Annotated in this window: 16 protein-coding genes; 12 read left to right on the top strand and 4 right to left on the bottom strand. The window is 65.5% G+C overall.

Going from position 1 to position 18,827, the window contains the following annotated elements:
- Nucleotides 1–210 precede the first annotated feature (210 nt).
- The 3 genes from LL06_RS11030 (at nt 211) to LL06_RS11040 (ending at nt 2,805) form a co-directional block, all read left to right on the top strand.
- Nucleotides 211–1,494 (top strand): O-acetylhomoserine aminocarboxypropyltransferase, encoded by a 1,284-nt coding sequence (locus LL06_RS11030; RefSeq protein ID WP_035526233.1) that lies wholly within the window; start codon nt 211–213, stop codon nt 1,492–1,494.
- A 131-nt stretch (nt 1,495–1,625) separates the two neighbouring features.
- A complete protein-coding gene (locus LL06_RS11035; RefSeq protein WP_035526237.1) occupies nt 1,626–2,426 on the top strand; it encodes a hypothetical protein in 801 nt (266 codons plus the stop codon).
- 82 nt (nt 2,427–2,508) lie between these two features.
- Entirely contained in the window at nt 2,509–2,805 is a 297-nt protein-coding gene (locus LL06_RS11040) for a hypothetical protein (RefSeq protein WP_035526240.1), read from the top strand.
- On the opposite strand, the gene LL06_RS11045 is transcribed toward LL06_RS11040, so the two are convergent.
- On the bottom strand, nt 2,733–3,299 hold the full coding sequence (locus LL06_RS11045) for a DUF6653 family protein (RefSeq protein WP_244447101.1): 567 nt from the start codon (nt 3,297–3,299) through the stop codon (nt 2,733–2,735). The genes LL06_RS11040 and LL06_RS11045 overlap by 73 nt on opposite strands.
- Before the next feature lie 41 nt (nt 3,300–3,340).
- Between LL06_RS11045 and LL06_RS11050 the strand changes: the two genes are divergently transcribed.
- Entirely contained in the window at nt 3,341–3,685 is a 345-nt protein-coding gene (locus LL06_RS11050; protein ID WP_035526243.1) for a cupin domain-containing protein, read from the top strand.
- Nucleotides 3,686–3,746: 61 nt separating this feature from the next.
- Nucleotides 3,747–4,718, top strand: coding sequence for an NAD(P)H-binding protein (locus LL06_RS11055; protein ID WP_201772330.1), 972 nt, complete (start codon nt 3,747–3,749; stop codon nt 4,716–4,718).
- A gap of 9 nt (nt 4,719–4,727) precedes the next feature.
- Here the strand turns inward: LL06_RS11055 and LL06_RS11060 are convergent, their stop codons facing one another.
- Nucleotides 4,728–5,936: a cytochrome P450 gene (locus LL06_RS11060; RefSeq protein ID WP_035526246.1), complete on the bottom strand. Its 1,209-nt coding sequence runs from the start codon at nt 5,934–5,936 to the stop codon at nt 4,728–4,730.
- 127 nt (nt 5,937–6,063) lie between these two features.
- Between LL06_RS11060 and LL06_RS11065 the strand changes: the two genes are divergently transcribed.
- A complete protein-coding gene (locus tag LL06_RS11065) occupies nt 6,064–6,456 on the top strand; it encodes a VOC family protein (protein WP_035526249.1) in 393 nt (130 codons plus the stop codon).
- 21 nt (nt 6,457–6,477) lie between these two features.
- Here LL06_RS11065 and LL06_RS11070 read toward each other — a convergent pair whose 3' ends face one another.
- Together LL06_RS11070 and LL06_RS11075 are read right to left on the bottom strand one after the other, a co-directional pair.
- The gene (locus LL06_RS11070) at nt 6,478–7,071 is read right to left on the bottom strand and encodes a hypothetical protein (protein WP_244447102.1); all 594 of its coding nucleotides are present in this window, start codon (nt 7,069–7,071) and stop codon (nt 6,478–6,480) included.
- 233 nt (nt 7,072–7,304) lie between these two features.
- Nucleotides 7,305–7,916, bottom strand: coding sequence for a LysE family translocator (locus LL06_RS11075; protein WP_035526255.1), 612 nt, complete (start codon nt 7,914–7,916; stop codon nt 7,305–7,307).
- Between the two features lie 118 nt (nt 7,917–8,034).
- Between LL06_RS11075 and LL06_RS11080 the strand changes: the two genes are divergently transcribed.
- From LL06_RS11080 to dnaE, 6 genes are all read left to right on the top strand, one after another.
- On the top strand, nt 8,035–9,003 hold the full coding sequence (locus tag LL06_RS11080) for an AraC family transcriptional regulator (RefSeq protein ID WP_052161434.1): 969 nt from the start codon (nt 8,035–8,037) through the stop codon (nt 9,001–9,003).
- A 155-nt stretch (nt 9,004–9,158) separates the two neighbouring features.
- Entirely contained in the window at nt 9,159–9,785 is a 627-nt protein-coding gene (gene clpP / locus LL06_RS11085; RefSeq protein WP_035526258.1) for an ATP-dependent Clp endopeptidase proteolytic subunit ClpP, read from the top strand.
- Nucleotides 9,786–10,100: 315 nt separating this feature from the next.
- Nucleotides 10,101–11,381 (top strand): ATP-dependent Clp protease ATP-binding subunit ClpX, encoded by a 1,281-nt coding sequence (clpX, locus tag LL06_RS11090; protein ID WP_035526262.1) that lies wholly within the window; start codon nt 10,101–10,103, stop codon nt 11,379–11,381.
- Nucleotides 11,382–11,773: 392 nt separating this feature from the next.
- On the top strand, nt 11,774–14,206 hold the full coding sequence (gene lon / locus LL06_RS11095) for an endopeptidase La (protein WP_152599567.1): 2,433 nt from the start codon (nt 11,774–11,776) through the stop codon (nt 14,204–14,206).
- A 224-nt stretch (nt 14,207–14,430) separates the two neighbouring features.
- Complete coding sequence (gene hupB / locus LL06_RS11100) at nt 14,431–14,763, top strand: DNA-binding protein HupB (protein WP_280114109.1); 333 nt, start codon at nt 14,431–14,433, stop codon at nt 14,761–14,763.
- 492 nt (nt 14,764–15,255) lie between these two features.
- On the top strand, nt 15,256–18,822 hold the full coding sequence (gene dnaE / locus LL06_RS11105; RefSeq protein ID WP_081963906.1) for a DNA polymerase III subunit alpha: 3,567 nt from the start codon (nt 15,256–15,258) through the stop codon (nt 18,820–18,822).
- The last annotated feature ends 5 nt before the right edge of the window (nt 18,823–18,827 follow it).

Genomic DNA, 18,827 nt, shown 5'->3' on the forward strand with positions numbered 1-18,827 from the left:
CCTGCGCGCGGCCCGGCCATCTTCTTCGCCGCCAGAGCCAGCTGGCGTCGCCCGGGCAGGGTGCGGCGAACGATTGTTCCCCTGGATCCGGACATTGCGTAATCGTGGGCAGCGCCGCTTCGGGATCGGCGCAAAATTCTTCTTTGACCGGGACGCGGACATGCGGGATAACCGCTTCCACATCCATCACGGGCAGAAGGGGAGACGTCCATGCCGAACAAACAGCCAGGTTTCGACACGCTAGCGATCCATGCGGGAGCGCAGCCGGATCCGGCCACCGGCGCGCGCGCCACGCCGATCTACCAGACCACCAGCTTCGTCTTCGAGGACGCCGATCACGCCGCCTCGCTGTTCGGACTGAAGGCCTTCGGCAACATCTACACCCGCATCATGAACCCGACCCAGGCAGTGCTCGAGGAGCGCCTGGCGGCGCTTGAGGGCGGCACGGCGGCGCTGGCCGTGGCCTCGGGCCACGCGGCCCAGCTTCTCGTCTTCCACACGATCATGAGCCCGGGCGACAATTTCATCGCCGCCAACCGGCTCTATGGCGGCTCGATCAACCAGTTTGGCCACTCGTTCAAGTCGTTCGACTGGCAGGTGCGCTGGGCCGATCCGGCCGACATGGCCAGTATCGAAAGCCAGATCGACGATCGCACCAAGGCGATCTTCATCGAAAGCCTCGCCAATCCCGGCGGCACCTTCGTCGACATCAACGCCATCGCCGAACTGGCGCACAAGCACGGCCTGCCCTTGATCGTCGACAACACCATGGCCTCGCCCTACCTGATCCAGCCGATCGAGCACGGCGCCGACATCGTCGTCCATTCGCTCACCAAGTTCATCGGCGGCCACGGCAATTCGATGGGCGGCGTCATCGTCGACGGCGGCTCGTTCGACTGGTCGAAATCCGGCAAATACCCGATGCTCAGCGAGCCGCGGCCGGAATATGGCGGCATGGTGCTGCACGAGACCTTCGGCAATTTCGCCTTCGCCATCGCCTGCCGGGTTCTGGGCCTCAGGGATTTTGGCCCGGCGATCTCGCCGTTCAACGCCTTCATGATCCTCACCGGCGTCGAGACCCTGCCGCTCAGGATGCAGCGCCATTCCGACAACGCGCTCGAAGTCGCCAACTGGCTCGCCAAGCACGACAAGGTCTCCTGGGTGTCCTATGCCGGCCGGCCCGAGCATGAGAACCATGCGCTGCAGCAGCGCTACGCGCCCAAGGGCGGCGGCGCGGTCTTCACCTTCGGCCTCAAGGGTGGCTACGAGTCGGGCGTCAAGTTCGTCGAGGGGCTGGAGATGTTCTCGCACCTCGCCAATATCGGCGACACACGCTCGCTGGTCATCCACCCGGCCTCCACCACCCACCGCCAGTTGACGCCCGAGCAGCAGGTGGCCGCCGGCGCCGGCCCCGACGTGGTGCGGCTGTCGGTCGGAATCGAGGACGTCAAGGACATCATCGCCGATCTCGAGCAGGCGCTCGAGAAGGCCTGACCCTCCCATCAACTGGACTGCGCGAGGCCCGGCAGGCACTGCCGGGCCCCTTTTTGTTGCGGTCAACACCATGAAATGGTTGCGAAAAGCCGGGGCTGCTGCTTTGATGAAGACAAAAGGGGGCCCAGGCCATGATCCGATCCATCGTCTTCGTCGCGGTGCTGCTCGCGCTTGAGCTAGCTCCGGCCCGCGCCCAGGTTTTGACCTCGATTCCCGCGGCTGCGGCGGACGATCCGAAAGCCTTCTGGAGCGCGGTCATGGAGGAGTTCTACGGCGGCTACGACAAGCGCGCGAAATGCTGGATCGGCGCCGTGGGCGGTGAGACGCTCTGCATGCGGCCGCACCTCGTCTCGACCGTCTCCGTCGAAGGAGCGCCGACGCATTTCGTCGCCATGGCCGGCTATGCGCCGGGGGCCGACGGCGGGCGGGCCGACTGTCATGCCTGTACCGGCAAGCTCGGCCTGGTCATCCTCAGGGAAGCAGGCGAGCGGCTGGCGCTGGTGGCGCGCAACGATCTTGCCACCGACGCCGGCTCCTGGGGCACGGTGCCGCCGGAGGAGGCGTTCCGCGTGGTCGAGTTCGGCAAGGGCAATCATGGCTGGCTCATGGAGTTCTTCTACACCGGGCAGGGCTACACGGAAGGCGGCGTCGGCATCTTCGGCGCCGTCGGTGACAGGATCCTCGATCTGGGGTTCGTGTCGACCCATTCGGACAATGGCGGCGCCTGCGGCGAGGGCCTGGGGGAGTGCTATGTCTACAGCTACGAAATCCTGAGCGACCCATCCGGCTCAGACTCCCGCTTTGCCGACCTGATCGCCCGCAAGCTGGAAAGCACCGCGGCAAGCTCGCCCGAAACGGTTCGGATCCCGTTCTCCGAGACGGCGCTCACCTATGAGACGCCCGCAGCGCTTCAGGCGGCACTGGGCAAGTGACTTCGGCCTCAATTGATCTGCCGCAACGCATGGCGGATCTCCCGGCGCTAGACTTTCTCAAAGTTCACGTGCTGGAGGCCCCATGTCCCGACCCCTTTCAAGAACCATTGCCCTGTCCGCGGCCCTGTTCATCGGCCTGACGCCGGTCGTTCAGGCGCAATCGTCCGATCCGGCCTGGCTCGACCGGCTGTCGGAGCAACTGGCCGTCGAGGAGGATTGCGCGGTGGAATACTATGTCAACATCAAGGAGGGCCAGTTGGCCGGGCGGCTGACCTTCGAGGCCCGCGCCCAGTGCGCCGACGGCCGTCAGTTCGACGGATCGCTGATCGAGCCCGCCGAAGAGTTCACGATCTCCGAATGCGGCGTCCAGGTCTGTTGACCGGAAGCGGCACCGGGTTCCGCCGCCCTGTCCGCCGCGAGCCAGGCCATGCCGTCGCAGAACCAGAGCTTGAACACCGAGGCGAGCATCGCGCCGGTGAAGGACGCCCAGGGATCGAGCGCCCACAGGCCATAGGCGAGCGGAATGAGCGACACGCCCGCGAGCGCCGACAGGATCATGGCCCGGCGGGCATGATGGGCGGGGATCGGCCGGGTCTTGCGGGCGAGCCAGAGGCGTTCGCCGAGCACCGCCCGGGACGCCCAGTTGTCAAGCGAGGCGGGCGGCGGAAAGGCGCGCGGGTTGATGAGTGCCCAGGCGATCAGGACCGCGACCGGAACGAGGCACCACCAGCCGATCCACACCCGGCTCCAGACGGCGAGCGCCAGCAGGGCAAGGATCGGAACCCGGGTCCAGAAGCTCCATGGATTGGCATGACGCGCCCAACTGGCGTCGGTCATGCCCATCGAGCTTTCAATTGCTTTGTCGAGGCGCATCGGTTCATTCTACAGATCAATCCCATCGCAGGCGAGGCATCATGGCCAACGAAAATCTCATCCCCGTCGCTCCGTCGGTTGACCCTGAAGTCTCCAGGCCCGACGCCGGCAAAGTTCTTTCCGGAGATCCGGTCCACACGACATGGAACTTGGAAGAGCGCGACGGGCTCTATTGCGGCATCTGGCAGTCGACGCCCGGCAAGTGGAAGATCGCCTATGACGAATGGGAGTATTGCCGCATCCTGGAAGGCGTGTCGGTGATCGCCGAGGACGGCGGCGACGCCGTAACGGTCAGGGCCGGCGACAGTTTCATCCTGAGGCCCGGCTTCAAGGGAAGCTGGGAAGTGCTTGAAACGACTCGCAAGGACTATGTGATCAAGCTGTAGAGTGTTGCCCGTGTCCCTGACTCCGCCATCCGAAAAATCCCCTCGTCCCAGGCGTGTTCTGGTGCTCGGCGCGACCGGAACAATCGGCCGCGCCACCGTCAAGGCGCTGGTGGACCGCGGCCACGAGGTGGTGTGTTTCCTGCGCACCAATGCCGGCTTCGGTGTCGACCACGCGCCGGACGAGACCTCGAGGTTGCTGCACGGCGCGGCGCTGCGCTTCGGCGACGTCACCGATCCCGCGTCCGTCGATGCGGACGGGTTTCACGGCGAGAAGTTCGATGTGCTGGTGTCGTGCCTCGCCTCGCGCACCGGGACGCCCAAGGATGCCTGGGCCATCGATTACCGGGCCCATTGCCATGCGCTGAAAGCGGCCAAGGCCGACGGCGTCGAGCACATGGTGCTGCTCTCGGCGATCTGCGTGCAGAAGCCGCTGCTCGAGTTCCAGAAGGCCAAGCTCGCCTTCGAGGCGGAGCTGATCGCCTCGGGGATGACCTATTCCATCGTCCGCCCGACCGCCTTCTTCAAGTCGCTCTCGGGCCAGGTCGAGCGGGTAAAACGCGGCAAGCCGTTCCTGGTGTTCGGCGACGGCGAACTGACCGCCTGCAAGCCGATCAGCGATCGCGATCTGGGCGAATTCATTGCCCGGTGCCTCGATGATCCGGCCTGCCGGAACCGGATCCTGCCGATCGGCGGACCCGGAGAGGCGATCACGCCGCGCCAGCAGGGGGAGGAGCTGTTCCGGCTTCTCGGCCGGGAACCCAGGTTCCGGCACGTGCCGGTGGCGCTGCTCGACGCCGTCATCCTCGCGCTGGACACTCTTGGCATCGTCTCGCAGCGCCTCAAGGACAAGGCGGAGCTCGCCCGCATCGGCCGCTATTACGCCACCCAATCCATGCTGGTGCTCGATCCAGGAACCGGCCGCTACGACGCTGCCGCCACGCCGTCCTTCGGTTCGGACACGCTGTTTGACTATTACCGGCAACTGATCCGCGGCACGGCCAGGGCCGAGCGCGGCGACCACGCGGTGTTCTGATAAGGCGGCCTAGCGGACCATCAGGCTGTCGAGCCCGTGGAAATGGTAGCTGTCGCGGTAGCGCGGAGCCGTCGCAAGCGCGAGATCCGGCCGGCGGTCAAACAGAACCGACAGCGACTGCTGCATCTCGAGCCGCGCCAGGGGGGCGCCGATGCAGAAATGCAGGCCCGCGCCGAAGCTCACATTCTTCTGGTCGGCGCGGCCCGGGCGGAATTCGTCGGCGGCCTCGAAGGCGGACGGATCGCGGTTGGCGGCGCCCAGCAGCAGCGCCACCTGTTCGCCGGGCTTGAGCGTCACCGGCCCCAGATCGACCGCCTCATAGGCATAGCGGGTGAACATGTGCAGCGGCGCGTCGAACCTGAGCGCCTCTTCGATGCTCGCGGCCGCAAGCTCCGGGGTCGCAAAGAAGCGGCGCGGGTCGCCACCCTGGTCGAGGATGGTCTTCACCGCATTGCCGGTCTGGTGCACGGTGGCCTCGTGGCCGGCGTTGAGCAGCAGCACGCAGGTCGAGATCAGCTCGGCGTCCGAGAGTTTCTCGCCGGCGTCGCGCACCGCGATCAGCGCAGACAGCAGATCGTCGGCGCCGGTGTGGCGGTGCTCCTCGATATGGGCGGTGAGAAACGCGCCGAATTCGGCCGAGGCGCGGTTGGCGCGCTCCTCGGTCGCCCGCGACCTGTGCGGCACATACATCTCGCACATGGCGTGCGACCAGGCGAGCAGGTCGGCGGCGCGGCCGACCGGCACGCCGAGCAGTTCGCAGATCACCGTGAGCGGGATCGGCGTGGCGAACGACGGCAGCAGATCGAAGCTCCCGCCCAGGGGCAGGGCGTCGACGAGATCGTGGGCGAGGGCGCCGATGCGCGGCCTGAGCCGCTCCACCGAGCGCGAGACGAAGGCGCGGTTGACGAGCGTCCTCAGCCGCGTGTGCGCAGGCGGCTCGCGCTCGAGCAGTGAGCCGCTCTCGATCCGGTCGAAATCGCTGAGGTGCCCGCGCCCCTCGACCGGGTTGAGCGGCGCGCCCCAGCGGTTCTCGCGCCCGAGCCGGCGGTCGCGCAGAAGCGCGTTGACCTGGTCATAGCCCGCAACGCACCACAGGCCATAGTCCTGCCAGAAGAAGACAGGCGAGGCGCGGTGCATCTCGGCGTAGAACCGGTAGGGGTCCTGGACAAAGCCGGGATCGCGGGGATCCTGCGAGACGGAAAGCTGGTGCGTGGTCATGGGTGACGTGTATCGTGGAACGGCAGCCTGTAAAATCCGTTATTCGGCCCGGCCCCGCCTGCGGCGGAGAAAAGTTGTGAATGGGCGCCCTGTCATGCGCCGAAAGCGAGAAGGACGGACCGCCGGCATGTCCCTTGGTGAAATCCACAATCTGGATCATACGGTCATCTTGTGCCGAAACCTCAGCGCGACGCGGGCCTTCTATCGCGATGTGATGAAGTTCCCGCTCGAAGTCGACCGCGAGACCTGGGTCAGCTTCCGGATCGGCGCCACGCTGCTCACGCTCCGGCCGCGAGGCAGATGGTCGGTTTGCGACGATGGCGATGTGGCGCCGGGCTCGGCCTGCGTCCAACTGGCCTTCAGGGTTCCGCCACCCGCGGTCGACTCCTGCCATTCCGAGCTTGTCGCGGCGGGTGTCGAGATCCTGCGTGCGCCAACCGATCTGCCCGACTGGCGTCACCGCACGGTGTTCTTCCGCGATCCCGAGGGCAACATCATCGAGATCTACGCGGAATTCTGATCGAGATGATCGCTCACCGCCTCAATGGCAGCGGCGCTGGCCCGACACCTGCACCCAGCCTGACGAGGCGGGGCTGATCTCGACGGTGCGCGCCACCGTCCTGATCACCGGCGGCACGTGACGCGCGACCGTCCGGGCGGGCTCGACCACCACCGTCCGGGCGCGGTGCGCGTAGCGCGCGGGGATCCGCTCGTGCACGGTGCGGGCCGGCTGGACGACGACCGTATGGGCCTGCGTCGCGTATTGCGCCGGATGCACCACCTTGCACAGCGTCCTGACGCCATGGACATGGCGCCATTCCCAGCCGATCGATTCCGGCCGCACCATCACCGTCTGGTGCACGGTCCTGACCACGGCCGGGATGTGCCGGGCGACCAGCCGTTCGGGCTCGATCAGGACGCGCTCGACGACCTCGCCATAGCGCGCCGGGATGGTCTCGTGCACCACCCCGCCGGGGCGGACCACCACCTGCTCGTGCACGGTCCTGTAGACCGCGGGCTGGTGCACCTGCTGGTAGCAGGCGAGCGTGGTGCCGCCCGCAAGCGCCGGCGAGGCGACGGACAGGGCGAGGAGGGCTGAAAACAGGCTGCGGCGAATGGGCAAACACGCGATCATGATACGCTCCCTGGCGACGCGCGCGGTGTTTCTGAACCACCGTCTTCGCGTCCTGTTGAAACAAGTGTGCCGCACCGGATTTCAAGATTGAAGTAAAGCCTGTATCCGTTGCCAATGCAACAAGCAGACGTGGGCGCCGTTGGGCGTCGCGCCAAGGTCTCACGGCAGAACATGCCTCCTGTTTGCTTGTTCAGGCCTGCCTCGGGGCCCGGCCGGGGGCGGACGCAGGCCGGTTAGTCCGCCGCGGCCAGGAGCACCGGCGCCATCGACGCCACCAGCAGGATCGCCATGGCGATGTTGAACACCGCGATGCGGTTGCCATGCGCGAGGAAGCTGCGCAGCGCCGTCCCGGAGGCGGCCCACAGGCTGATCGAGGGAAGATTGACCGCGGCAAACACCAGCACCAGCGCGATCAGGCTTTTGACCGGCGCGCCCGGCTCGACATAGGTCGCCGTCACGATGATCGCCACGGTCCAGGCCTTCGGGTTGAACAGTTGCAGCATCGCCGCCTGCGCGAAGCTGAACGGCCGCCCGATCTCGGTCGACTCTCCCGAGCCCAGGGACCGGCTGCGGGCGATCTTGGCGGCGAGCCACAGGACATAGAGGCCGCACGCCGTCTTGACGGCGATGCCGATCAACGGATGGGACTTGAGGATCTGCCCAAGTCCCAGACCCACCAGGGCGACCATGCTCAGGAAGCCGAGACTGACGCCGAAAACGAGGGGCAGGGTGCGGGCGAAGCCGAAATTCGCCCCCGAGGCGAGCAAAAGGAAATTGGCCGGGCCCGGAGACACGGACATGACGAAGGCGAAGCCCATCAGGGCGAGGGCGGTATCGAGCGGCACGGTCGCGAACTCCCGGATTGTGGTGGCCTCGGCGCTTCTAGCAGGCGCACATCGGTGGTTCACTGCCTGATCCAAGCAATTACTTTGCAGATCGTCCGAATTCTGCTTGCATGGGCCGATGGACATTTATTCGGAGGTCTTTTCGGCGTTGCGTCTGGAGGCCGGGCTCTATTTCAGGGCCTGCCTCCGGGGAGATTTCGCGCTCCGCCTGGCTGAGGAACAGCGGCGCATCCGCTTTCACCTTGTGCTCGACGGCGCGTGTTTCGTGACGGTGCCGGGCCAGGACCAGGTCCGTCTCGCCCGGGGCGATTTCGTGCTGATCCCGGATGGAGCCGCGCAGACGCTCTCCTCGGGCCGCGACGTCAGCGCGGCGGTCGCCCTGTCGGACGCCCTGTCCCGCGCGCAGCCTGTGGACGGCGAGTTCCGGTACGGCGCGGGGGATCCCCTGTGCCGGCTTCTCTGCGGTTTCCTGCGGTTTGACGAGGCGCTGGACCATCCGCTCCTCAAGGGCCTGCCGCCGCTGATCGTGCTCCAGCGATCGGACGATCCGGCGGCGGCCGGGATCACGGCCGCGCTGGCGCTGCTGCGCGCCGAGGCGGACGGTCCGGGCGCGATGCAGGCCTCGATCATCCACCGGGTCGTGGAAATCCTGCTAATGCAGACGGTCCGCTCGGGCCTGGCCGGGCAGGCGGCGCCGGCAGCGCTCTACTCCGCCGCCCTGGCCCACCCCCGGCTGTTCAGGGCCCTTTCGGCGATCCACTCCCGTCCCGAGGCGGCTTGGACCGTGGACAGCCTGGCCGCTGTCGCGGGCATGTCACGCTCGCGCTTCGCCCAGATCTTCACAAGGGCCGTCGGCATGACCCCGGTCGGCTATCTCACCCACTGGCGGATGATCCGGGCCCGGGAACTGCTGGCCGCGCCCGGACCCGGCATGGCCGACATCGCCGCCCGTTGCGGATACCTGTCCGTCCCCGCCTTCGGCCGCAGGTTTGCCGCGACATTCGGCATCGGCCCGGGCGAATGGCGCAGGCGCAGCCGGTCGTCAGCGGAAAATGCAGGGGAGGCGCGGGCAAATCCGAAACCGTAACCTCAATTTAACGCCGGTGGTGAACAAGTCCTCCAAACCCTTTCGCCGCCTTGCGTCTTGAAGCGGCGGGGGGGCACACTCTATGTAGTGGGTTCAAGAAGACTGATTCCCTGCGGGCCCGTGCGTCTGCCGGGCCGTTTGACAAGGGAAGCGCAATGAAAAACACAGTCGATACCGCCATGGCCCTGGTGCCCATGGTCGTTGAACAGACGAACCGAGGCGAACGGTCCTACGACATCTACTCGCGGCTGCTCAAGGAGCGCATCATCTTCATCACCGGCCCGGTGGAAGATCACATGGCGACGCTGGTCTGCGCCCAGCTTCTGTTTCTCGAAGCCGAGAACCCGAAGAAGGAAATCGCGCTCTACATCAATTCGCCGGGCGGCGTGGTCACCGCCGGCATGGCGATCTACGACACCATGCAGTTCATCCGGCCCGCGGTGTCGACGCTCTGCGTCGGCCAGGCAGCCTCGATGGGCTCGCTGCTGCTGTGCGCCGGCGAGAAGGGCATGCGCTTTGCCACGCCCAACGCCCGCGTGATGGTGCACCAGCCTTCGGGCGGCTTCCAGGGCCAGGCCTCCGACATCGAGCGCCATGCCCAGGACATCATCAAGATGAAGCGCCGGCTCAACGACATCTATGTCAAGCACACCGGCCAGGATTACGAGACGGTGGAAAAGACGCTCGACCGCGATCATTTCCTCACCGCCGACGAAGCGCTCGAATTTGGCCTTATTGACCGCGTAATCGACAAGCGGGAATACATCGAAGCGCCGGTCTAGACAGGCGTTTGGCGCTTTCGGGTCGAACGGGTCGGGCTTTTCACGGCCACTGCGCTTCTCCTGCAACACGTTTTCGTGTGGGTGGGGTGGCGCGGGCGCTTGCGAGCGCTAATATGAGTGTTAAGTCTATGTTCAATTTCTCTGGCGTAGCATCGTCAGATTGACGGGGATTCGTTGCCACCGGCGTCGGGAATGGTTACCTGAGGTTCGGTATGTACCCCGAGATTGCCTGTATGCCTTGACGCCCCGGCGTTGTAAGGTGCCAGGCGCCAGACATCCGGGCTTGAAGGCCGGGATTGCGGGAAGGAAAGTGAAATGAGCAAGGTCAGCGGCAGCAACGGCGGCGATTCCAAGAATACACTTTATTGCTCTTTCTGCGGCAAGAGCCAGCATGAAGTGCGCAAACTCATCGCCGGTCCCACCGTGTTCATCTGCGATGAATGCGTGGAACTGTGCATGGACATCATCCGCGAGGAAAACAAATCCTCGATGGTGAAGTCGCGCGACGGCGTCCCCACCCCGCAGGAAATCATCGCCACGCTGGACGAGTATGTGATCGGCCAGCGGCAGGCCAAGAAGATCCTCTCGGTGGCGGTCCACAACCACTACAAGCGCCTCAACCATTCGTCGAAGTCGGGCGAAGTGGAACTGGCGAAGTCCAACATCCTGCTCGTCGGCCCCACCGGCTGCGGCAAGACCTATCTGGCCCAGACGCTGGCGCGCATCATCGACGTGCCCTTCACCATGGCCGACGCCACCACGCTGACCGAGGCCGGTTACGTGGGCGAGGACGTGGAGAACATCATCCTCAAGCTCCTGCAGTCGGCCGACTACAATGTCGAGCGCGCCCAGCGCGGCATCGTCTACATCGACGAGGTCGACAAGATCAGCCGCAAGTCCGACAACCCGTCCATCACCCGTGACGTCTCGGGCGAGGGCGTGCAGCAGGCGCTGCTGAAGATCATGGAAGGCACGGTGGCCTCTGTTCCGCCGCAGGGCGGCCGCAAGCATCCGCAGCAGGAATTCCTGCAGGTCGACACCACCAACATCCTGTTCGTCTGCGGCGGCGCCTTCGCCGGCCTCGACAAGATCATCTCCGCGCGCGGCGAAAAGACCTCGATCGGCTTCGGCGCCAATGTCCGCGCCCAGGACGAACGCCGCGTCGGCGAAGTGCTGCGCGAACTCGAGCCCGAGGATCTGGTCAAGTTCGGCCTGATCCCGGAATTCATCGGCCGTCTGCCGGTGCTGGCCACGCTCGAGGACCTCGACGAGGCAGCGCTGATCCAGATCCTGACCGAGCCCAAGAATGCGCTGGTCAAGCAGTACCAGCGCCTGTTCGAGATGGAGGATGTGGAACTCACCTTCCACGAGAGCGCGCTCATCGAGATCGCCAAGCGCGGCATCATCCGCAAGACCGGCGCCCGCGGCCTGCGGTCGATCATGGAGAAGATCCTGCTCGACACCATGTTCGAACTGCCCGAGCTCGAAGGCGTGCGCGAGGTGGTGATTTCCGACGACGTGGTCATCGGCAACGCCCGCCCGCTCTACATCTACGCGGAGCGCGACGGCGAGACCAAGGGATCGGCCAGCGCCTGACGGCGCGCCGCATCCGGACCGGAACGAGTTTGAGAGCGGGCCCTTCGGGGCCCGTTCGCATTTGTTAGCGCGCGGCAGGAGACACGGTCGCGGAACTGCGGCGACCGCCCGCCTGAGGGCAGGCGCCCTTCGGGGGGGTCTGCACCGTGCCGGCGGGCGCCCGCGTTTTTCGCGTCCCTCCAGCTTCCCGCCACTTTCATTCTCTAATATCGTGTCGAATCGGACATGGAGCAATTACCGGCGTTTGCCCGACTTGAAACCGGGGCGGCGGTTCTCCAATTAGAGTGCAACGGGCTTTACGCCTGAAAAGGACGCGAATGGCGGTTGCTGGATGAGCCGGGGCCGCGACCCGCGTTGCCAATCGGCCCGCTGGGGCCAGGAAAGGAAATCATATGCCGGATAAAAAAGTGAGTTCATCACGCTCGCCCGAAGAAGCAGGTATCTACCCCGTCCTCCCGCTGCGCGACATCGTCGTCTTCCCGCACATGATCGTGCCGCTGTTCGTCGGCCGCGAAAAGTCGATCCATGCGCTCGAGGAAGTCATGGGTTCGGACAAGCAGATCATGCTCGCCACCCAGATCAACGCCAGCGATGACGATCCCGAGCCCTCGGGCATCTACGACATCGGCACCATCGCCAACGTGCTGCAGCTCCTGAAGCTGCCCGACGGCACCGTCAAGGTGCTGGTCGAAGGCCGTGCACGCGCCGAAGTGATCGGCTACACCGACCGCGAGGACTATTACGAGGCCCGCGCCATCGAACTGGCCGAGCCCGCCGAGGACCCGGTCGAAATCGAGGCGCTGTCGCGCTCGGTGGTTTCCGAGTTCGAAAACTACGTCAAGCTCAACAAGAAGATCTCGCCCGAAGTGGTCGGCGCGGCCAGCCAGATCGACGACTATTCCAAGCTCGCCGACACGGTCGCCTCGCACCTGTCGATCAAGATCCCCGAGAAGCAGGACATGCTCTCGACGATCTCGGTCAAGGGCCGGCTCGAGAAGGCGCTCGGCTTCATGGAAGGCGAGATTTCCGTGCTGCAGGTCGAAAAGCGCATCCGCTCCCGCGTGAAGCGGCAGATGGAGAAGACCCAGCGCGAGTATTATCTCAACGAGCAGATGAAGGCGATCCAGAAGGAGCTCGGCGACGGCGAGGACGGCCGCGACGAGATGGCCGAGATCGAAAGCCGCATCGCCAAGACCAAGCTGTCCAAGGAAGCCCGTGAAAAGGCCGACGGCGAGTTCAAGAAGCTCAAGCAGATGAGCCCGATGTCGGCCGAGGCCACCGTCGTGCGCAACTATCTCGACTGGCTGCTGGGCCTGCCCTGGGGCAAGAAATCGCGCATCAAGATCGACCTCAACGCCGCCGAACAGGTGCTCGAGACCGATCACTTCGGCCTGGAGAAGGTCAAGGAGCGGATCATCGAGTATCTGGCCGTCCAGGCCCGGTCGTCCAAGATCAAGGGACCGATCCTCTGCCTCGTCGGACCTCCCGGCGTGGGCAAGACCTCGCTCGCCAAGTCGATCGCCAAGGCCACGGGACGCGAATATGTCCGCATGGCGCTGGGCGGCGTGCGCGACGAGGCCGAGATCCGCGGTCACCGCCGCACCTATATCGGCTCGATGCCCGGCAAGGTCGTCCAGTCGATGAAGAAGGCCAAGAAGACCAACCCGCTGTTCCTGCTCGACGAAATCGACAAGATGGGCCAGGACTTCCGCGGCGATCCGTCTTCGGCGCTGCTCGAGGTGCTCGATCCGGAACAGAACTCGACCTTCATGGACCACTATCTCGAGGTTGAGTACGACCTGTCCAACGTGATGTTCATCACCACGGCCAACACGCTCAACATCCCGGCGCCGCTGATGGACCGGATGGAGATTATCCGCATCGCCGGCTACACCGAGGACGAGAAGCTGCAGATCGCCCGCAGGCATCTGCTTCCCAAGGCCGTGCGCGACCATGCGCTGCGTCCGGAGGAGTTCGAGATCACCGACGAGGCGCTGCTTCAGGTGATCCGCACCTATACGCGGGAAGCGGGCGTGCGCAACTTCGAGCGCGAGCTGATGAAGCTGTCGCGCAAGGCGGTGACCGAGATCCTCAAGTCCGGGGTGAAGTCGGTCAGCGTCGATGCTGACAACCTTGCCGACTACCTCGGCGTGCCGAGGTTCCGCTATGGCGAGGCCGAGTTCCACGACCAGGTGGGCGTGGTCACGGGTCTGGCCTGGACGGAAGTGGGCGGCGAACTGCTGACTATCGAAGGCGTCATGATGCCCGGCAAGGGCAAGATGACGGTCACCGGCAATCTGCGTGACGTGATGAAGGAATCGATTTCGGCGGCGGCGTCCTATGTCCGCTCGCGCGCGGTTGATTTCGGCATCGAGCCGCCGCTGTTCGACAAGCGCGACATCCACGTCCACGTGCCTGAAGGGGCAACCCCGAAGGATGGCCCCTCGGCCGGCGTCGCCATGGTGACGGCGATCGTCTCGACCATGACCGGCATCCCGGTGCGCCGCGATGTCGCCATGACCGGCGAGATCACGCTGCGCGGACGGGTGCTGCCGATCGGCGGTCTCAAGGAGAAGCTGCTTGCCGCGCTCCGCGGCGGCATCAAGACCGTGATGATCCCCGAGGACAATGCCAAGGATCTCCCCGAGATCCCGGACAACGTCAAGAACGGGCTCGAGATCATCCCGGTGGCGAAGATGAGCGACGTGCTCCGCCATGCGCTCGTCAGGATGCCCGAAGCGATCACCTGGGATCCGGACGCCAAGCCGGAAGCTCCGATCGCCGCCGAGGCCGCCGACGAGGGCGGCGTGGCCATCGCCCACTGAGTCTGCCGCCGCTCGACCCTGTGGGTTCGGGCGGGGACGGGCATCGGACGAAAAATGCTGAGCGCCGCGCGTCCTCCAGGATGCGCGGCGCTCTCAGTTTTGACCGGTCATTACTGGTCGATCGGGCGCGGGGGAGAAATTCCCCGCCAGATTCGGCGCAGAACCTGTGAAAACCGCGTAAAAAGTGGGTTTGTCGGGGGAGTTTTGTTGCACCGAACCGCGAGATGCGTAGGATCACCGCATCGAACAGATTGAGTCGACATAACGCCAGGAAAGGGACGGAAATGAACAAAAATGAACTCGTGGCCGCTGTGGCCGAGAAATCGGGCATCAGCAAGGGGGACGCTACATCGGCTGTCGAGGCGGTTTTTGAAACCATCACAGGCGAACTGAAGAACGGTGGCGATGTCCGCCTGATCGGCTTCGGCAACTTCACCGTGTCGCGCCGCGAAGCCTCCAAGGGCCGCAATCCGCAGACCGGCAAGGAAGTTGATATTCCTGCCCGCAACGTGCCGAAGTTCTCGGCCGGCAAGGGCCTCAAGGACGCCTGCAACTAAGCAGCGTCCTGCAGGCATGTGACGATTGAACCCGGGCGCTGGCGTCCGGGTTTTTTTGTGCCCGGAACCGGGCGCGAGGGGCGAAGCAGGGGGAGGCAGAAACCTGGCACGGATGCGCTTGACAACGGAACAGAGATAGAACATAAGAGATACACAAGATGAATACAGGAGCTGATCATGACTGCATTTGCCCGTGACCTTGCCGCTTTCGTCTCCATGTCGCTGTTCGTGGCGAGCTTCGCCGTTCTGGCGATGGCGTTCTGACTTTCCGTCACTTTGATATGAATCTGGCGCTCTGGTCGCCAGGTTCTCCGCCCGTCGCGGCTCCGGCCGCGGCGGTGATGCCCGGCCAGCGCGGCACTTGATTGTGCAGCGCCCGCATTTTCTGATCCCGGCTCTGGACTTTGCGGTCCCGGTCCTCACAATTGACGCTTGAGTCTTTGGTCGCGCCGGTCCGGCGCCTGACCGCGGATCAATCGGCAGGGGATCACAATGGCGCGGGACAACAAATCGGCCAGGCTGCTGGCCAATCTGGCCGCCGGCACGCCGCAGGCGCGCGGGCGTGACGGCGTGGCCGACGACCGTGGCGTCGCCGCTTGGCCCGGATTCGTGCATTTGCGGGTGCATTCGGCCTATTCCCTGCTTGAGGGCGCGCTGCCGATCAAGACCCTGATCAAGCGCGCGGTCTCCGATGCGCAGCCGGCGCTGGCCATCACCGACACCAACAATCTCTTTGGCGCGCTCGAATTCTCGGTCAAGGCCATGGAAGCCGGAATCCAGCCGCTGATCGGCTGCCAGCTCGACATCGACATGCAGGACGCTGAGGCGGGCGAGCGGCGGTCGTCGCACCGCGATCACCTGCAGAAGTCGCCGCATATCGTGCTCTATGCCGCCACCCCGGCCGGCTACGACCGGCTGGTCGCCCTGGTCAGCCAGGCCTATCTCGGCGGCGAGGGGTCCGACCGTCCCCACATCGCCCTGTCCTGGCTCGAGGAGGGAGCCGAAGGCCTGATCGCGCTCACCGGCGCGGGCGGCGGGCCGATCGACCAGGCCATGCGCGACGGCCATCCGGACCTGGCCAAGGCCCGGCTCACGCGGCTGCAGGCGGTGTTCGGCGACCGGCTCTATGTCGAGCTGCAGCGCCAGCGCGGCTATGATCGCACCCACGAGGCCCGGATGATCGCGCTCGCCTACGAGTGCGAGGTGCCGCTGGTGGCGGCCAACTCCGCCTTCTTCCCCACGCCCGACGATTTCGAGGCCCATGACGCGCTGATGGCGGTGGCCTGCAACGCCGTGATGTCGGACGACCGTCGTCCGCGGCTGAGCGTCGACAACTGCCTCAAGTCGCGCGCCGAGATGATGGAGCTGTTCGCCGACATTCCCGAGGCCTTGGCAAGCAGCGTCGAGATCGCCCGCCGCTGCAGCGCCATCGTCGAGAGCCGCGCGCCGATCCTGCCGCGGTTCACCGGCGGCGGCGAGGACGACCCGGAAGCGGCCCTTGCCGCCGAGGCCGACGAGTTGCGCCGCCAGTCGATCGAGGGGCTCGACCGCCGGCTGGCCCGGATCGGCATGGCCGAGGGCTTTACCGAGGCCGATTACCGCGAGCGGCTCAAGGTCGAGCTCGACATCATCGAATCGATGAAGTTCCCCGGCTACTTCCTGATCGTCGCCGACTTCATCAAATGGGCCAAGGGGCAGGGCATCCCGGTCGGGCCCGGCCGCGGTTCGGGCGCGGGCTCGCTGGTGGCCTACGCGCTCACCATCACCGATGTCGATCCGCTTCGCTTCTCGCTGCTGTTCGAGCGCTTCCTGAACCCCGCCCGCGTGTCGATGCCCGACTTCGACATCGACTTCTGCCAGGACCGCCGCGAGGAGGTGATCCGCTACGTGCAGAAGAAATACGGCCGCGAGCAGGTGGGCCAGATCATCACCTTCGGAAGCCTGCAGGCGCGCGCGGCGCTGCGCGACGTCGGCCGGGTGCTCGAAATGCCCTACGGCCTGGTCGACCGGATCTGCAAGCTGGTGCCCAACAACCCGGCCAATCCGACGCCGCTGCACAAGGCGATCGAGGAGGAGCCGCGCTTTGCCGAGGAGATGGAGAAGGAGCCCGCCGTCGAGCGCCTGCTCGACATCGCCCAGAAGCTCGAGGGCCTCTACCGCCATGCCTCGACCCATGCCGCGGGCATCGTCATCGGCGACCGGCCGCTGTCGCAGCTTGTGCCGATGTACCGCGATCCGCGCTCGGATATGCCGGTCACCCAGTTCAACATGAAATGGGTGGAGCAGGCGGGCCTGGTCAAGTTCGACTTTCTCGGCCTCAAGACCCTCACCGTGCTCAAGACCGCGGTCGATTTCATCGCCAAACGCGGCATCGCGGTCGATCTCGAGGCCCTGCCGCTCGATGACGGTCCCACCTACGAGATGCTCTCGCGCGGCGAGACCGTCGGCGTGTTCCAGGTGGAATCGGCGGGCATGCGCAAGGCGCTGATCGGCATGCGGCCCGACCGCATCGAGGACATCATCGCGCTGGTGGCGCTCTACCGCCCGGGTCCGATGGAGAACATCCCGGTCTACAACGCGCGCAAGCACGGCGACGAGGAACTGGCCTCCATCCATCCCAAGATCGACGATCTGCTGGCCGAGACCCAGGGCGTGATCGTCTACCAGGAACAGGTGATGCAGATCGCCCAGGTGCTGGCCGGCTACTCGCTCGGCGAAGCCGACCTGCTGCGCCGCGCCATGGGCAAGAAGATCAAGGAGGAGATGGACAAGCAGCGCGCCCGCTTCGTCGAGGGCGCGGTCGAGCGCGACGTCTCCAAGCCGCAGGCCGACATGATCTTCGACCTGCTGGCCAAGTTCGCCAATTACGGCTTCAACAAGTCGCACGCCGCGGCCTACGGCATCGTCTCCTACCAGACCGCCTATCTCAAGGCGCATTATCCGGTCGAGTTCCTGGCCGCGTCGATGACCTACGACATGTCGAACACCGACAAGCTCAACGATTTCCGCCAGGACGCCAAGCGGCTGGGGATCGAGGTGGCCGCCCCCTCGGTGCAGACCAGTTTCCGCCACTTCGAGACCGGCGAGAACCGCATTTACTACGCGCTCGCCGCCATCAAGGGCGTGGGCGACGCGGCCGTCGAGCACATCGTCGAGGCGCGCGGCGACACGCCCTTTGCCTCGCTCGAGGATTTCTGCACGCGCATCGACCCGCGCCAGGTCAACCGCCGTGTGCTCGAAAGCCTGATCGCCGCAGGCGCGCTCGACTGTTTCGGCCACGACCGCGCGGCGCTCAGCGCCGGCCTCGACCGGATCCTCGGTTTCGCCCAGCGCGCCCAGGAAAACCGCATCAGCGGCCAGAGCGACATGTTCGGCATGGGCGGCGCCTCGCAGGAGAGTTCCGAATCGATCCATCTGCCCGCGGCCCCGCCCTGGCTGCCGGCGGAAAAGCTGCACCGCGAATACCAGGCGCTGGGCTTTTACCTCTCCGCGCATCCGCTTGATTCCTATAATGAACTTCTGGCCAAGATGCGGGTGCAGACCTGGGCCGATTTCTCGCTCGCGGTCAAGGCCGGCGCCACCGCCGGACGGCTCGCGGGCACGGTGACCAGCAAGCAGGAGCGCAAGACCCGCACAGGCAACAAGATGGGGATCGTCGCCTTCTCCGACAGTTCCGGCCAGTATGAGGCGGTGCTGTTCTCCGAAGGCCTGGCGCTCTACCGCGACCTGCTCGAACCGGGCAAGTCGATCGTCATCACGGTCAATGCCGAGGAGCGGCCGGAAGGCATCGGGCTCAGGATCCAGACCGCCGATTCGCTCGAGGACCGCGCCGCCCGCGGTCAGTCGGCGCTCAGGGTCTACATGCGCGACGCTCGTCCGCTGAATTCCGTCTCGACCCATCTCAAGGCCCATGGCGAAGGGCAGGTGTCCTTCGTCATGATCAAGGATGACGGCCGCCGCGAGATCGAGGTGACGCTGTCGGACCGCTACAAGATCTCGCCGCAGATCGCCTCGGCGCTGAAGGCGGCCCCGGGCGTGCTCGACGTCGAGCTGGTCTGACCGGA

Origin of the sequence: Hoeflea sp. BAL378 (assembly GCF_000759435.1) — a bacterium.
In the GTDB taxonomy this organism is placed as follows: domain Bacteria; phylum Pseudomonadota; class Alphaproteobacteria; order Rhizobiales; family Rhizobiaceae; genus Hoeflea.

Coding starts and splice junctions, on each gene's coding strand:
- LL06_RS11050 (WP_035526243.1), top strand. CDS start 3,341: ATGGCCAACGAAAATCTCATCCCCGTCGCTCCGTCGGTTGACCCTGAA.
- LL06_RS11065 (WP_035526249.1), top strand. CDS start 6,064: ATGTCCCTTGGTGAAATCCACAATCTGGATCATACGGTCATCTTGTGC.
- LL06_RS11060 (WP_035526246.1), bottom strand. CDS start 5,936: ATGACCACGCACCAGCTTTCCGTCTCGCAGGATCCCCGCGATCCCGGC.
- clpX (WP_035526262.1), top strand. CDS start 10,101: ATGAGCAAGGTCAGCGGCAGCAACGGCGGCGATTCCAAGAATACACTT.
- LL06_RS11080 (WP_052161434.1), top strand. CDS start 8,035: ATGGACATTTATTCGGAGGTCTTTTCGGCGTTGCGTCTGGAGGCCGGG.
- clpP (WP_035526258.1), top strand. CDS start 9,159: ATGAAAAACACAGTCGATACCGCCATGGCCCTGGTGCCCATGGTCGTT.
- LL06_RS11040 (WP_035526240.1), top strand. CDS start 2,509: ATGTCCCGACCCCTTTCAAGAACCATTGCCCTGTCCGCGGCCCTGTTC.
- LL06_RS11030 (WP_035526233.1), top strand. CDS start 211: ATGCCGAACAAACAGCCAGGTTTCGACACGCTAGCGATCCATGCGGGA.
- hupB (WP_280114109.1), top strand. CDS start 14,431: ATGCGTAGGATCACCGCATCGAACAGATTGAGTCGACATAACGCCAGG.
- LL06_RS11070 (WP_244447102.1), bottom strand. CDS start 7,071: ATGATCGCGTGTTTGCCCATTCGCCGCAGCCTGTTTTCAGCCCTCCTC.
- LL06_RS11035 (WP_035526237.1), top strand. CDS start 1,626: ATGATCCGATCCATCGTCTTCGTCGCGGTGCTGCTCGCGCTTGAGCTA.
- LL06_RS11045 (WP_244447101.1), bottom strand. CDS start 3,299: ATGCGCCTCGACAAAGCAATTGAAAGCTCGATGGGCATGACCGACGCC.
- lon (WP_152599567.1), top strand. CDS start 11,774: ATGCCGGATAAAAAAGTGAGTTCATCACGCTCGCCCGAAGAAGCAGGT.
- dnaE (WP_081963906.1), top strand. CDS start 15,256: ATGGCGCGGGACAACAAATCGGCCAGGCTGCTGGCCAATCTGGCCGCC.